The sequence below is a fragment of the Ruegeria sp. AD6 genome, from assembly GCF_056542325.1.
Window position 1 is genome coordinate 39735 of sequence record NZ_JBQFZQ010000006.1, and the last position, 13150, is coordinate 52884.

Sequence of the window (13150 nt, forward strand, 5' to 3'; positions counted from 1 at the left end):
GTCATTTCCTCCAATGGGTCGGCACGATGATCAGCGCGCCGATTGAGGACAAAACCGCATTCAGCCCCGGTGGGCCAAAGCTGATGCCGAACATGATGCGCACGAAATAGAACAGGAACGCCCCACCGACGCAGATGATGATCGATTGCAGATAGCCGTTATGGGTAAAGCCGGTTTTCTCGGACAGGTATCCGACGATCCCGGCGATCACGACTGTACCCATTAGGACCATGAACATTCAGTGTTACTCCGATGTCAGCCGTGTGCCGATCGGGATCGGCCAGCCGCGCAGAAAGGTTTCCCGATCCTGCGCACCTTTACCAGCCCTTTGCAAGCGCAGCAGCTCGACCGCACCCTGCCCGCAGGCCACATGCAGATCACCGTTCAGCACCTGCCCCGGCTGGCCCTGCCCGTCTGCCCGGCGCGAGGCCAGCAGTTTGATGCGCTCGCCGTCCATTTCGGTCCAGGCCCCCGGAAATGGCGACAGGCCACGAATCTGACGGTCGATCTCTTCGGCCGAGCGCGACCAGTCGATCCGCGCCTCGGCCTTGTCGATCTTCGAGGCATAGGTCACACCATCCTCTGGCTGCGGCTCGGGCGTCAGTTCGGACAGGCGGTTCAACGCCTCGACAATCAGTTCAGCCCCCATAACTGACAGGCGGTCGTGCAGCTGGGCCGTCGTTTCCTCAGGCTGAATCGGGGTCGCTTGCCGCAGCAGGACCGGGCCGGTGTCCAGCCCGGCCTCCATCTGCATGATACAGGCACCGGTTTCCGCATCCCCCGCCATGATCGCCCGGTGGATCGGGGCCGCGCCGCGCCAACGCGGCAACAGGCTCGCGTGGATATTCAGGCAGCCCTGCACGGGCGCATCCAGAATGGCTTGCGGCAGGATCAGCCCATAAGCGACGACAACCGCCACATCGGCGTTCAATGCAGCAAAGGCGGTCTGTTCCTCGGATGATTTCAGCGACACCGGATGGCGGACCGTCAGGCCCAGCGCCTCGGCCCGGGCGTGAACCGGTGTCGGGCGATCCTTCTTACCGCGACCCGCCGGGCGCGGCGGCTGGCAGTAGACAGCGGCGATCTCATGCCCGGCATCGACCAGCGCATCCAGAACCGGGACCGAGAAATCGGGCGTACCCATGAAAATGACGCGCATGATCGGCTCCAGACTATGCAGGTGCCGGGCTGAAGCCCGGCCTAGGTTGATTTTCGCGCCTTGCGCAGCAGCATGTCGCGTTTAACCTTGCTCAGCCGGTCGAAATACATCCGCCCGTTCAGATGGTCGATCTGATGCTGAACGCTGGTGGCTTCGATGCCCACAAAATCGCGGCGATCGATCATTCCTTTTTCGTTCAGAAACTTGACCGTCACAGCGCGCGGGCGCTTCACCTTGGCCGACACGCCGGGCAGGTTCGGGCTGGCCTCTTCATGTTCGCGCAATTCAATCGAACTGTGCAGGATTTCCGGGTTCGCAAGCCGCACGGCCCGGCCCCGCTCGGTTGAGCCATCTACCACGGCCAACCGCAGCATCACCCCGATCTGGGTGGCGGCAAGGCCAACGCCCGGCATCGCCTCCATCGTGTCGATCATATCGTCCCAGATCGCGCGGATTTCGTCGGTGATTTCGGCGACATCCTCAGCTTTGGTGCGCAGGCGTTTGTCAGGCCACGGCAGGCAGGTGCGAACCGTCATGTGCGCGCCTTTTCGCGTTTCAGCTTCTGCATCTTGCGCGTGATCATCTGCCGTTTCAGCGGCTTGAGGTAATCGATGAACAACTTGCCGTTCAGATGGTCGATCTCATGCTGTACGCAGGTGGCCCAAAGACCGTCGAACGTCTCGTGCTGGACATTTCCGTTCTGATCCATCCAGGCCACATCCACGACCTTGGGGCGCGTCACCTCGGCATATTGTTCGGGGATCGACAGGCAGCCTTCCTCATACACATTGGTCTCGTCCGAAGAAGCAATGATCTCGGGGTTGAACATGACCAGCGGGCGCGGGGCCTCGCCCTCTTCCTTGACGCAATCCAGCACGATCAGCCGGTCCAGCACGCCGATCTGCGGTGCGGCCAGACCGATACCGGGCGCGTCATACATCGTCTCCAGCATGTCATCGGCCAGCTTGCGCAGCTCGTCCGTCAGGTCAGCCACGGGCGCGCAGACCTTTTTCAGGCGGGGGTCGGGATGGATCAGGATATTGCGTTTCATGGGGCTGATTTAGGCCATCGCGCCCGCCGCCGCAACGCCCCCCTTGCACATGCCCGATTTGCCGTTAGCTTTCGGCCAGAGAAACGGAGCTGACATGACCTTCAACACCCTGATCGACCGCCGCGGCACACACAGTTCAAAATGGGACAAGATGGAGCAACTCTATGGCGTTTCGCCCGAGGGCGGGTTGGCCATGTGGACCGCCGACTCCGATTACCAGACAGCCCCCTGCGTGATCGATGCGGTCCGGCGCGCTGCGGATCATGGGGTGTTTGGCTATTCGTGGAAGCACCCCGAGTATCTGGGTGCGGTCCAGTGGTGGATGCAGAACCGGCATGACTGGCAGATCGACACCGATTGGATTCTGACCACGCAAGGGCTGGGCAATGCAATCGCCCTGTGCCTGGACGTCTGGAGCGAACCGGGCGACGGCGTGGTGATCTTCACCCCCGTCTACCATGAATTCGCGCACAAGGTGAACAAATCCGGCCGCCGCGTGGTCGAATGTCCGCTGGTCCGAGATGGCAACAGCTATGGGATCGATTTTGAGGACGCGCAGTCGCGGCTGGACGGGTCGGAAAAACTGTTGCTGTGGTGCTCACCCCAGAACCCGTCGGGACGTGTCTGGACGCCCGAGGAATTGCAGGCCGTCGCGGCGTTCGCGGATCGCAACGGGCTGATTCTGGTCTCGGATGAGATTCATCACGATCTTGTCTATCCCGGAGCAAAGTTTGTCCCGATGGATGTTGCAGCACCCGAGGCGCGCCCCTGGACCGTGACCCTGACGGCAGCGTCAAAGACCTTCAACATCGCCGGACAGCGCACCGGCAATATGATCATCCCCGACCCAAAGCTGCGCGCGGCGATGAATCACCGGTTGGTTACGCTGGACTATGACCCTGGCGCACTGGGCGTCGCCATGATTACCGCCGCCTATTCGCCGGAAGGGGCCGAATGGGTCGATGCCCAGGTCGCGCATCTGGACGGCAACCGCCGCCTGTTTGACGCCGCCATCGCGGATATCCCCGGCCTATGGTCGATGCCCCTGCAGGCGACCTATCTGGCGTGGGTAGATTTCTCGGGCACCGGTATGGATCATGCCGAGTTTGTCCGACGCCTGCGCGAGGATGCCCGTATCGCCACCTCATCCGGCCCCGGATTCGGATCGGGCGGAGAAACCTTCGAACGGTTCAATCTGGCCACCCAACGCGCGCGGGTCGAAGAGGCCTGCGCCCGGTTGAAACAGGCGTTTGGGGACCTGCAATAAGCCTGCTCTCGCCGGGCCGGATTGCCGTAGCGGGACCGACCGACAAAACCCGGCCCGAGAGGTTTCGCCCTACTCCTCGTGCCCCAGCAACGCGATTGGGGCATCCGGGGCGCGGTAGAAATCCAGCGGTGCTTTGTCATGGGCGGCAGTGCTGCGCTTGAACTCGTATCGCATTTCGCCACCCTCTTCCTCATCCGCGATGATCAGGCACTGATACAGGTGGTTGGCCCCGTCGTAGATATCGACCAGCCCGCGCAGGCGCGGCGTGGTCTCGGCCTCGACCGTAAAACCGTCTTTCCACAGTTTGAGGATTTTGTAGCGATTGTCGCCAATCTCTACCCGCAAACGGCTGGATTTCTTCAGGGATGCGATTCGCGCAGCGTCCAATTCGGCGCGAATCTCCTTGGAAACATAGGTACTCATCAAAAATATCCCCCTTGAATGCATAATATTGTGAACACCGATACGTAAAAATCCAGTGAACTGCGTCACATAGGCTGAACCGAGCGGCAAAATGTTGCGCGGACATCTCAGGCCTGTCTGTGCGCAAACGCAGGTTGGTTGCGCAAAAGCTGGGATAGGAAGGGCAGCCTCTGCGCCCTATCTTTGCCCTGACACTTGGGATGCGGAGGACGCGCGATGGGCCTGCTGGTCGACGGGAAATGGCACGACACATGGTATGACACCAAATCCACTGGCGGAGCATTCAAACGCAGCGCCGCGCAGTTTCGCAACTGGCTGACCGCCGATGGCAGCGCGGGCCCGTCGGGCAAGGCGGGCTTCAAGGCGGAGCCGGGACGCTATCACCTCTATGTCTCGCACGCCTGCCCCTGGGCGCATCGCACGCTGATCTTCCGCGAGCTAAAAGGCTTAAGCGATCTGATCCCGGTCTCGGTCGTGCATCCTGACATGATGGACAAGGGCTGGACGTTTGAGACGGACGATCACGGCGCAACAGGCGACGCCCTCTACGGTCTGGATTTCGCCCATCAGATCTATACCAAGGCCGATCCCGGCTATTCCGGTCGCGTTACGGTCCCGATCCTGTGGGACAAGCAGCAACAGACCATCGTGTCGAACGAAAGCTCGGAAATCATCCGCATGTTCAATTCCGCCTTCGACGGGATCACAGGAAACACCGATGATTACTGGCCCGAGGCGATGCGCGACGACATTGAAAAGGTCAACGCCCGCATTTATTCCGACGTCAATAACGGCGTCTACAAATCCGGCTTTGCCACCACGCAAGAAGCTTATGATACCGCCGTTCATCCGCTGTTCGACACGCTGGACTGGCTGGAGGACCGGCTGGGCCACAACCGCTATCTGATGGGGGATCGCGTGACCGAGGCGGACTGGCGCCTGTTCACCACCCTGATCCGCTTTGATCCGGTCTATCACCTGCATTTCAAATGCAACAAAAGGCGGCTGGTCGATTATCCGAACCTCTGGGCTTATACCCGCGAGCTATACCAATGGCCGGGCGTTGCGCAGACGGTGAACATGAACCATATCGTGCGGCACTATCACTACAGCCATGACAGCATCAATCCGCACCGGATCATCCCGGTGAACCCGGCGCTGGACTACATGGAACCGCATGGTCGTGGTCAGCGACCCGCCGCGTAATGTTCAACCATCGCCGCCAGATCCTCTGGCGGCGTTGCACTTTGCACATAGGCACAGGCATTGGGGCTGTGGGCAAAGATGGACCCGTCCGAAAAAAACGTGGTGTTGGTGACAAAGATCACCCGCGCCTCGGGGCGGCGATAACTGGCGAAATCGGCCACGGCCAGCGCACTGCCGCTTTCCAGCACCAGATCCAGCACGATGATGTCAAAGGCCGTGCCATACAGCGCGAGGATCGCAGCCTCTTGCCCGGCGACCAGTTCAACCTCGGCACCTTGTCGTTCCAGATGCCTTTTCCAGACCCGACCAAGGTCGGGGTTACTCTCAACAATCAGAACTTTCATTTGCAACAACCTCGGCACTTGGTATGGTGAGTGGTGCCGACCCCCGTGGTCTGTGATCCCGTGATTTCCTTAACAAAGTGTTAACGATGGTGCCGACACGCGCTGTTCACGCGGATTTGCTTGTCAAAACGGCAAAAATCCGCTTGAAGCAGGTCGAATCCGGCGTTTGGGACTTATGGCGCGATGACTGACACCAATTTGAACCCGCGCACCAAACGCGACCACGGCGGCGGGCTGGACGATGCGATCAAGCGGTATGGCGGCACGCGGGACGGATGGATTGATCTGTCCACCGGAATCAACCCGCACCCCTATCAGGTCTCAGACCTGATCGCGTCAGACTGGACGCAACTACCCGATCATGGCGCGTTCGAACGGCTCAGCGAGGCCGCGCGCCGCTTTTGGTCCGTCCCGGACGCCGCCGCGATTCTGCCCGCGCCCGGAGCGTCAGCCGTAATCGCGCGCCTGCCCGCACTTGCCGCGCCCGGTCGGGTTCAGATCACGACGCCAACCTATAACGAACACGCCGCCGCCTTTTCCGCACAAGGCTGGCAGGTGCATGCGGATGCCCCGGCTGAGGCCCGCGTCATCGTGCACCCCAACAACCCGGACGGGCGGCTTTGGCAGGAGGCCGACGCCAACGCCCCCCTGACAGTGATCGACGAAAGCTTTTGCGACGTAATCCCCGAAGCTTCCTTGATCCATTTGGCATCTCGTCCCGGTATCATTGTTCTGAAGAGCTTTGGCAAATTCTGGGGGCTGGCCGGGCTGCGCCTGGGTTTTGCCATTGGTCAACCTGACACAATTGCCAGGTTGAACGATCTGACCGGGCCATGGGCGGTATCCGGCCCCGCCCTGCGCATCGGCACACGCGCCTTGCAGGACGAGGCTTGGGCCGCGCAAACCCGAACCAGACTGGCGCAGGAGGCAGCCCGTCTGGACACAATGCTGACAAGCAAAGGGGCCAAGCTGGTGAGCGGAACGTCCCTGTTCCGTCTCTATAATGTTGATGATGCGCACGTCTGGCAGGACCGTCTGGCTCAGGCTCATATCTGGAGCCGCATCTTCCCCTATTCCAAAACCTATCTGCGCCTCGGCCTGCCCCCCTCGGACGGCTGGTCCCGGCTGGACGCCGCGTTATGAGCGCAGCGCTGCTGCTGGCCTGCGCCCTGTGTCTGGACGCAGCGTTGGGTGAGCCTGATTGGCTGTGGTCGCGCCTGCGTCATCCTGCGGTGCTTATGGGCAATGGGGTCGGCCAACTCGACAAACGCCTGAACCAGGGCGGAAACAAACGCCTCAAGGGCGTGATCGCGCTGGTTCTGCTGGTCGGTATCGCCGGGGCGTTGGGCTGGCTTCTGGCCTTGCTGGGACCGGTGGTCGAGGTCGTGATTTGTGCGATCCTTCTGGCCCAGAACTCGCTGGTTGCCCATGTCCGCGCCGTGGGCGACGGGTTGCTTGACTCGATCACCGAAGGGCGCGCCACAGTCGCCATGATCGTCTCGCGCGATATCTCCGACATGACCGAGGCTCAGGTCGCGCGGTCAGCCATCGAAAGCGCCGCCGAGAACCTGAGCGACGGCGTCATTGCGCCTGCTTTCTGGTTCCTGATCGGGGGGCTGCCGGGGCTGCTGATCTACAAGGCCGTCAACACCGCAGACAGCATGATCGGGTACCGAAACGAAACCTATCGCGACTTCGGCTGGGCCTCGGCCCGGTTTGACGATCTGCTGAATCTGATCCCGGCGCGACTGACCTGCCTGATGATCGTCGCACTTTCGGGCCAATGGTCCCGCTGGACCGAGATCATCGCGGACGCGCGCCGCCATATCTCACCCAATGCCGGATGGCCCGAAGCGGCAATGGCACGCGCGCTGGACATCGCCTTGGCCGGACCCCGCAGCTATCACGGGCAATTGCGCGATCTGGCCTGGGTGAACGGGAATGCAAGGCGCGAGATCGGCGCGGCAGAGGTTTTCCGCGCATGCCGTATGCTGTGGTCCGTCTGGGGGCTTGCACTCGGCCTCGTGTCAGTGTGGGTTGGGGTCACGCTGATTTTCTAAAGGACACCTTATGCGCTTGTTGCCTTCCCTGTTCGCCGCCGCCTTTTTTTCGGCACCCGCTTTTGCCCAATGCGGTGGCGGGTTCAGCCAGTTCGTGGGCGGCCTGAAAACCGAAGCGGTGCAGAAGGGTTTTGATCAGGGCACCGTCGATGCGTTCTTTCAGGGCGTTCAGCAGGACGGCGCTGTGCTGCGGGCTGACCGGGCGCAGGGCGTGTTCCAGATGCCTTTCATTGATTTCTCGCGCCGCCTGATCTCGCAAAACCGGATTGACCGCGGCCAGTCCATGTCGCGCAAATACGAGGCCGTGTTTGACCGGATCGAGCGGGAATACGGTGTCTCGCGCGGCGTGTTGCTGGCCTTCTGGGCGTTCGAAACCGATTACGGCGCGGTGCAGGGCGATTTCAACACCCGTAACGCGCTGGTGACCCTGGCCCATGACTGCCGCCGCCCCGATCTGTTCCGCCCACAGATCTTCGCGGCGATCGAGCTGTTCCGCCAGGGCAATTTCGACCCGCAGCGCACCACCGGAGCCTGGGCCGGCGAGATCGGTATGGTTCAGATGCTGCCGCAGGACATTCTGGACAATGGTGTAGACGGGGATGGGGACGGTCAGGTTTCGCTCAAGACCTCGGCCCCCGATGCGCTGATGTCCGGGGGCAAGATGCTGTCCCATCTGGGCTGGCAACCCGGCCAGCCCTGGTTGCAGGAAGTCACCGTGCCCGCGCAGATGGACTGGTCCCTGTCAGGCCCCGGCAAACCGCGTTCGGTGGCCGAGTGGCAGGCGATGGGCATCGAGGCACGCGGCGGATCTTTGGCCGACCTGCCCGCCTCACTGATCCTGCCGCAGGGCCACAAGGGGCCTGCCTTTCTGGCCTATCCGAATTTCGACGTCTATTTCGAATGGAACCAAAGCTTCGTCTACGTCCTGACCGCCGCCTATTTCGGCACCCGTCTGGAAGGCGGCCAGATATACAACGCGGGCAACCCGACACCGGGCCTGTCGGATGCTCAGATGAAACAGCTACAGACCAAGCTACAGGCGCGCGGGCATGACGTCGGCAAGATCGACGGCATTCTGGGCGCAGGAACGCGGTCAGCCGTTCAGGCGGAACAGGTGCGGCTGGGATTGCCCGCGGATGCTTGGCCGACGGCGGAGTTGTTGGGGAAGTTGTAGCCCATTAATCGCCGTGATCGCTTTCAAAGACAGGTCGCGGTGCACCTGTATCGTCCAAAGCAACAAATACGAAATCCGCGTCGGTTACCTTTTGACCATTGTGGGATTGTCTCGGGCGTGCCCAGACATCCACATGCACACGCATGGATGTGCGACCAATTTTAACCAGCGTTGCGTAAAGCGTCACTTCATCCCCAACCTTGACCGGTTGCAGGAACTGCATTGCTTCGACCGATACCGTCGCTGTTCGTCCCTGTGCCACGCGCGCCGCCATATTGCCCGCAGCCAGATCCATTTGCGACATCAACCACCCACCGAAAATGTCACCCGCCGGGTTGGTGTCAGCGGGCATCGCAATGGTGCGAATGACAAGAACGCCGTCATCCTGCTGGCGACCATGCGATCCTCGTTTTTTTCCAAGTGCGAGCCGTGTGTCGGTGTCTTCAGTCACAGATCAAGTCCTTCGATGGGCAGATGTCAGGCAAGTATCTCGTCAGTCTGACAAGTTTAGCGTTCAAACTAAAGAGACGACCTATTTGCATGGTGGTTAAAGGCTGACCACATTGCCGACTATCACTCCGGCCGCACCGGATACCGATCCCCCTTCTCATCTATCAGAATTAATCGATCTCCACTGCGCACGTACAAATCACACCGGCTGAATCCATTACGATAGGCAATGCAGACGCTGCCATCCTCGGCGATGCTGTAGGTGCCGAAGGCCGATTCTCCGCTGGCATAGGTGTAGGAATACGCCCCGCCCGCCGAAAACTTGGATTGACCGTCGTCGTAAAAGGTCAGCGTGCGGCCCGCCAATGCGTCCAGTTCCTCGGGGCTGAGGGGGACGTCGCCGGGTTTGGTTGGCCATTCAGCCGCCGCAAGCGGGCTGGCCAATAGCAGGGCAAGGATCAGAATACGTCTCATGCGCCCAAGTTAGCCCGATACCTTCGCAACGTTCATAACGTTGCGGTGAGCGGTCAGGCGACCATCTGCTCGGCCTTCTTCAGATCGACCGAGACCAGTTGGCTGACGCCCTGTTCCTGCATGGTCACACCGAACAGCCGGTCCATCCGCGCCATCGTTACCGCGTGGTGGGTGATGATCAGGAACCGCGTGTCGGTCTGGCGGCACATCTCGTCCAGCAGGTCGCAGAAGCGGGTGACGTTGGCGTCGTCAAGCGGCGCGTCGACCTCGTCCAGAACGCAGATCGGGGCGGGGTTGGCCAGAAAGACGCCAAAGATCAGCGCCGTCGCGGTCAGGGTCTGTTCGCCACCCGACAGCAGGCTGAGGGTCGAGAGCTTTTTACCCGGCGGCTGGCACATGATCTCAAGCCCCGCATCCAGCGGATCGTCGCTTTCGACCATGACCAGATTGGCCTCGCCACCGCCAAACAGGTGCTTGAACAGCATGGCGAAGTTCGAGTTCACCTGCTCAAACGCGGTCAGCAGCCGTTCGCGGCCTTCGCGGTTGAGGCTGGCGATGCCGCTGCGCAGGGCCTTGATGGCCTCTTCCAGATCGGCCTTTTCGCCGTTCAGGGTGTCGAATTCTTCCTGAACTTCCTTGGCATCCTCTTCGGCGCGCAGGTTCACCGCGCCCATCGCGTCGCGCTGGCGCTTGTGGCGGTTTACCTCGGCCTCAAGTGCGTCGGCGGCGGGCATCTGGTCCGGGTTCACGTCCAACTGGTTCAACAGTTGGTTTGGCGTCAGTTGCTGATCCTCGGCAATCCGCTCTGCTGCGGCGACAACGCTTTCCTTGGCCGCATCGCAACGCGCCTCGGCTGCAGCGCGAGTTTCCCGCGCCTCTGAGGCCAGTCGCTCGGCCTCACGCTCGGCCAGCACAACTTCGCGCTGCTGGGTCTCGGCCTCGGCCAGCTTGTCGGCGGCCTCGGCGCGGCGGGCCTCGGCGGTTTCGATCAGCTCGTTCAGTTCCTCACGCGCCTCGGCGATCTCGCCGGGGGCGGCCATGGCCTCGGTCAGTTCCTCTTCCGAACTTTCCTTGCGTTCGGCCAATTCCGAGATACGCTTTTCGGCGGTCTCCAACCGGTGCTTCCACCCGCTGAGGTCTTTCGTCACCTCCTGACTGCGACGCGTTCGCGCCTCACCCTCACGGCGCAACTCGTCATGGGAGGACCGGTGGGTCAGCATGGTGATCCGCGCCGCTTCGACCGTCTGCTTGATATCTTCAACCTGCGCACGGGCGCTATCGAGGTCACCCAGACCAGTCAGCGCGCCCTCAGCTTCGCGCAGCTGTGCGCGGGCCGACATGGCGTCTTCTTTGTGGCGGTCCACGGCCAGCGTCAGTGTTTCCAGCTTGCCCTGTGCCAGATTGCGGTCGGCCTCGGCCCGGCTGAGCAAGCGGGCGGTTTCGGCCATGCGCTGGTCGGCGGCACGACGGGCTTCGCGTGCGCGGCGGTCGGCCTCTGTCACATCAGCCAGTTGCTGCGACAGCGCCTCATGCGCAGCGCGGGCACCATCGGCCTGCGCCTCGGTCCGGGCCAGTTCCTGTTTCAGCGCCTCCAGCTTGTTGAGCTGTTCCAGCCGCAGGGCCGCCGCACTTGGCGCATCCTCGGCCCAGGCACGGAATCCGTCCCAGCGCCACAGATCGCCCGAGCGCGATACCAGCCGTTGACCCGGCTGCAATGATGCCTGCAACCGCGCACCCTGATCCGCATCAACCAGCCCGATCTGAGCAATCCGGCGGCTGAGACGATCGGGGCCGGATACATGCAGCGCCAGCGGCTCAGCACCTTCCGGCAGTGGTTGGTCTGCGTCATATCCCGCAACCTGCACCCAGCCCGACGGGCCATCTCCATCCACCAACGGAGCACGCAAATCATCGGCCAATGCCGCGCCCAGAGCTTTTTCATAGCCCGGCTCAACACGCAGCAGGTCCAGCACTTGCCCGCCCTCGGCTGTATCTCGTTCGACCAGTTTGGCCAGCGCCGACGTCTCGGCGCGAATTGCGCCCAGCTCGCCCTCAGCCTCGGACCGTTGCGCACGGGCCTCGGCCTCACGCGCCTGGGTGTCGTTGCGCAACTCATCTGCGGCGGCCAAGGCCTCTTCGGCGGCTTCAGCCGCTTCGCGGGCCTCTTCTTCGCCCTCTTGCGCAGACTCGAACGCCTCGCTGGCCCGAGTCAGGGCCGATTTGGCGTCAGCAACTGCCGAGCGGGCCTTGTCCTCTTCGGCTTCCGACCGGGCCAATGTCTTGCGGCTGTCCTCGACCAGACGCTGCGCGGACTGGTGACGCGCGACAAGGCGGGCCATATCCTCGGTCTGCTGTGACAGGTGATCCTCGCGGTCCTGCAGCACCGATGCGGCCTCGCGCGCAATCTCAGCGGCCTCAGAGACCTTGTCGTCATGCCCCTCGGCGGCCTTGGCCAGTTCGCGGGCTTCCCATTCCAAACGCTCGATCATCTCACCCGCGTCGCGGTTCAGACCGGCCTCGCGCTCGATATCGTTGCCCAGTTGCCTGATCCGGTTGGTCAGCGTCTCGATGGTCTGGCGCGCGCGGGTCTCCTGATCCGAAAGCTGATCGCGCTGCACCTGCTGGCGTTGCAGGACGGCGGCGGCGATGGCTTCTTCCTCGCGCAGGGGTGGCAAGGTCTCTTCGATCTCGGCGCGTTTGGCGGCTGCGGCGCGGGCTTCGGCCTCGGCCCGGGACGCTTCGGTCAGGCGCTCGCGTAGCTTTTCCTCGGCCTGCTGGCGGGCCATGTCGGCCTCTTTCCAGCGGCGATACAGCAACATCCCCTCGGCCTGCCGCAATTGCTCGCCAATTTCACGATACCGCGCGGCCTGACGGGCCTGACGCGCCAGCTGCGCCAGTTGCGCGCCCAACTGTTCCAGCACGTCATCGACACGGGTCAGGTTGGTCTCGGTCCCTTTCAGCTTCAACTCGGCCTCGTGCCGGCGCTGATAAAGGCCGGAGATTCCCGCAGCCTCCTCAAGAATGCGGCGGCGGGCGCGGGGCTTGGCGTTGATCAGTTCGGCAATGCGGTTCTGCCCCACCAGCGCCGGGGAATGCGCCCCGGTCGAGGCGTCGGCGAACAGCATCTGCACGTCACGCGCCCGCACGTCCTTGCCGTTTGTCTTGTAGGCACTGCCCACATCGCGGGTGATGCGGCGCACGATCTCAAGCTGATCGCTGTCGTTGAACCCCGAGGGCGCGAGGCGTTCTGAGTTGTCCATGGTCAGGACCACTTCGGCGAAATTGCGCGCCGGACGCGTGGCGGCACCGGCAAAGATCACATCCTCCATCGCGCCGCCGCGCATGGATTTGGGGCGGTTTTCGCCCATGACCCAGCGCAGAGCCTCAAGCAGGTTGGACTTGCCGCAGCCGTTCGGCCCCACCACACCGGTCAGCCCGTCCGCGATGATCAGATCGGTCGGATCAACAAAGCTTTTGAAGCCGGTCAGTTTGAGTTTGCTAAAGCGCAAAAGCGACGAGTCCCTTGATTCCTGTTGTCAGGA

General features: G+C 62.2%; 14 protein-coding genes. 5 read left to right on the plus strand and 9 right to left on the minus strand.

Features of this window, described 5'->3' with window-relative positions; genetic code table 11:
* Position 1: 1 nt before the first annotated feature.
* Genes ACR0KJ_RS13340 through def (ACR0KJ_RS13355) form a run of 4 tightly spaced genes read right to left on the minus strand, consistent with a single transcriptional unit; the run spans position 2 to position 2210 of the window.
* Positions 2 to 238: a hypothetical protein gene (locus ACR0KJ_RS13340; RefSeq protein WP_480626900.1), complete on the minus strand. Its 237-nt coding sequence runs from the start codon at positions 236 to 238 to the stop codon at positions 2 to 4.
* A gap of 6 nt (positions 239 to 244) precedes the next feature.
* Positions 245 to 1159, minus strand: a complete 915-nt coding sequence (fmt, locus tag ACR0KJ_RS13345; RefSeq protein WP_480626901.1) for a methionyl-tRNA formyltransferase — start codon at positions 1157 to 1159, stop codon at positions 245 to 247.
* A 41-nt stretch (positions 1160 to 1200) separates the two neighbouring features.
* A complete protein-coding gene (def, locus tag ACR0KJ_RS13350) occupies positions 1201 to 1695 on the minus strand; it encodes a peptide deformylase (RefSeq protein ID WP_480626902.1) in 495 nt (164 codons plus the stop codon).
* Complete coding sequence (gene def / locus ACR0KJ_RS13355; protein WP_480626903.1) at positions 1692 to 2210, minus strand: peptide deformylase; 519 nt, start codon at positions 2208 to 2210, stop codon at positions 1692 to 1694. The genes def (ACR0KJ_RS13350) and def (ACR0KJ_RS13355) overlap by 4 nt, the downstream gene beginning before the upstream one ends.
* Positions 2211 to 2304: 94 nt before the next feature.
* On the opposite strand from def (ACR0KJ_RS13355), the gene ACR0KJ_RS13360 reads away from it, so the two are divergent.
* Positions 2305 to 3477: a MalY/PatB family protein gene (locus ACR0KJ_RS13360; protein ID WP_480626904.1), complete on the plus strand. Its 1173-nt coding sequence runs from the start codon at positions 2305 to 2307 to the stop codon at positions 3475 to 3477.
* 69 nt (positions 3478 to 3546) lie between these two features.
* Here the strand turns inward: ACR0KJ_RS13360 and ACR0KJ_RS13365 are convergent, their stop codons facing one another.
* Positions 3547 to 3900 (minus strand): hypothetical protein, encoded by a 354-nt coding sequence (locus ACR0KJ_RS13365; protein ID WP_170454691.1) that lies wholly within the window; start codon positions 3898 to 3900, stop codon positions 3547 to 3549.
* 216 nt (positions 3901 to 4116) lie between these two features.
* Here ACR0KJ_RS13365 and ACR0KJ_RS13370 point away from each other — a divergent pair, with 216 nt between their 5' ends.
* The gene (locus ACR0KJ_RS13370) at positions 4117 to 5106 is read left to right on the plus strand and encodes a glutathione S-transferase family protein (RefSeq protein WP_480626905.1); all 990 of its coding nucleotides are present in this window, start codon (positions 4117 to 4119) and stop codon (positions 5104 to 5106) included.
* On the opposite strand, the gene ACR0KJ_RS13375 is transcribed toward ACR0KJ_RS13370, so the two are convergent.
* Complete coding sequence (locus ACR0KJ_RS13375; RefSeq protein WP_170454695.1) at positions 5088 to 5450, minus strand: response regulator; 363 nt, start codon at positions 5448 to 5450, stop codon at positions 5088 to 5090. The genes ACR0KJ_RS13370 and ACR0KJ_RS13375 overlap by 19 nt on opposite strands.
* Positions 5451 to 5633: 183 nt before the next feature.
* Here ACR0KJ_RS13375 and cobD point away from each other — a divergent pair, with 183 nt between their 5' ends.
* Genes cobD through ACR0KJ_RS13390 form a run of 3 tightly spaced genes read left to right on the plus strand, consistent with a single transcriptional unit; the run spans position 5634 to position 8684 of the window.
* Positions 5634 to 6593 (plus strand): threonine-phosphate decarboxylase CobD, encoded by a 960-nt coding sequence (gene cobD, locus ACR0KJ_RS13380; protein ID WP_170624257.1) that lies wholly within the window; start codon positions 5634 to 5636, stop codon positions 6591 to 6593.
* Positions 6590 to 7510: an adenosylcobinamide-phosphate synthase CbiB gene (cbiB, locus tag ACR0KJ_RS13385; RefSeq protein WP_480585321.1), complete on the plus strand. Its 921-nt coding sequence runs from the start codon at positions 6590 to 6592 to the stop codon at positions 7508 to 7510. The genes cobD and cbiB overlap by 4 nt, the downstream gene beginning before the upstream one ends.
* A gap of 10 nt (positions 7511 to 7520) precedes the next feature.
* Positions 7521 to 8684 carry a lytic murein transglycosylase gene (locus ACR0KJ_RS13390; RefSeq protein WP_480626906.1) on the plus strand — a complete coding sequence of 388 codons (1164 nt, stop codon included), beginning with the start codon at positions 7521 to 7523 and terminating at the stop codon, positions 8682 to 8684.
* 4 nt (positions 8685 to 8688) lie between these two features.
* Here ACR0KJ_RS13390 and ACR0KJ_RS13395 read toward each other — a convergent pair whose 3' ends face one another.
* From ACR0KJ_RS13395 to ACR0KJ_RS13405, 3 genes are all read right to left on the minus strand, one after another.
* Complete coding sequence (locus ACR0KJ_RS13395) at positions 8689 to 9036, minus strand: acyl-CoA thioesterase (protein WP_480626983.1); 348 nt, start codon at positions 9034 to 9036, stop codon at positions 8689 to 8691.
* A gap of 221 nt (positions 9037 to 9257) precedes the next feature.
* Positions 9258 to 9608: a hypothetical protein gene (locus ACR0KJ_RS13400; RefSeq protein WP_170454704.1), complete on the minus strand. Its 351-nt coding sequence runs from the start codon at positions 9606 to 9608 to the stop codon at positions 9258 to 9260.
* A gap of 53 nt (positions 9609 to 9661) precedes the next feature.
* Entirely contained in the window at positions 9662 to 13117 is a 3456-nt protein-coding gene (locus tag ACR0KJ_RS13405; RefSeq protein ID WP_480626907.1) for a chromosome segregation SMC family protein, read from the minus strand.
* Positions 13118 to 13150: the final 33 nt, after the last annotated feature.

What these genes read in the sequence shown, in the direction of transcription:
- cbiB (WP_480585321.1), top strand. Translation starts at nt 6,590, where the DNA reads ATGAGCGCAGCGCTGCTGCTGGCCTGCGCCCTGTGTCTGGACGCAGCG.
- ACR0KJ_RS13340 (WP_480626900.1), bottom strand. Translation starts at nt 238, where the DNA reads ATGTTCATGGTCCTAATGGGTACAGTCGTGATCGCCGGGATCGTCGGA.
- ACR0KJ_RS13390 (WP_480626906.1), top strand. Translation starts at nt 7,521, where the DNA reads ATGCGCTTGTTGCCTTCCCTGTTCGCCGCCGCCTTTTTTTCGGCACCC.
- ACR0KJ_RS13360 (WP_480626904.1), top strand. Translation starts at nt 2,305, where the DNA reads ATGACCTTCAACACCCTGATCGACCGCCGCGGCACACACAGTTCAAAA.
- ACR0KJ_RS13395 (WP_480626983.1), bottom strand. Translation starts at nt 9,036, where the DNA reads ATGCCCGCTGACACCAACCCGGCGGGTGACATTTTCGGTGGGTGGTTG.
- ACR0KJ_RS13370 (WP_480626905.1), top strand. Translation starts at nt 4,117, where the DNA reads ATGGGCCTGCTGGTCGACGGGAAATGGCACGACACATGGTATGACACC.
- cobD (WP_170624257.1), top strand. Translation starts at nt 5,634, where the DNA reads ATGACTGACACCAATTTGAACCCGCGCACCAAACGCGACCACGGCGGC.
- ACR0KJ_RS13365 (WP_170454691.1), bottom strand. Translation starts at nt 3,900, where the DNA reads ATGAGTACCTATGTTTCCAAGGAGATTCGCGCCGAATTGGACGCTGCG.
- def (WP_480626902.1), bottom strand. Translation starts at nt 1,695, where the DNA reads ATGACGGTTCGCACCTGCCTGCCGTGGCCTGACAAACGCCTGCGCACC.
- def (WP_480626903.1), bottom strand. Translation starts at nt 2,210, where the DNA reads ATGAAACGCAATATCCTGATCCATCCCGACCCCCGCCTGAAAAAGGTC.
- fmt (WP_480626901.1), bottom strand. Translation starts at nt 1,159, where the DNA reads ATGCGCGTCATTTTCATGGGTACGCCCGATTTCTCGGTCCCGGTTCTG.
- ACR0KJ_RS13375 (WP_170454695.1), bottom strand. Translation starts at nt 5,450, where the DNA reads ATGAAAGTTCTGATTGTTGAGAGTAACCCCGACCTTGGTCGGGTCTGG.
- ACR0KJ_RS13400 (WP_170454704.1), bottom strand. Translation starts at nt 9,608, where the DNA reads ATGAGACGTATTCTGATCCTTGCCCTGCTATTGGCCAGCCCGCTTGCG.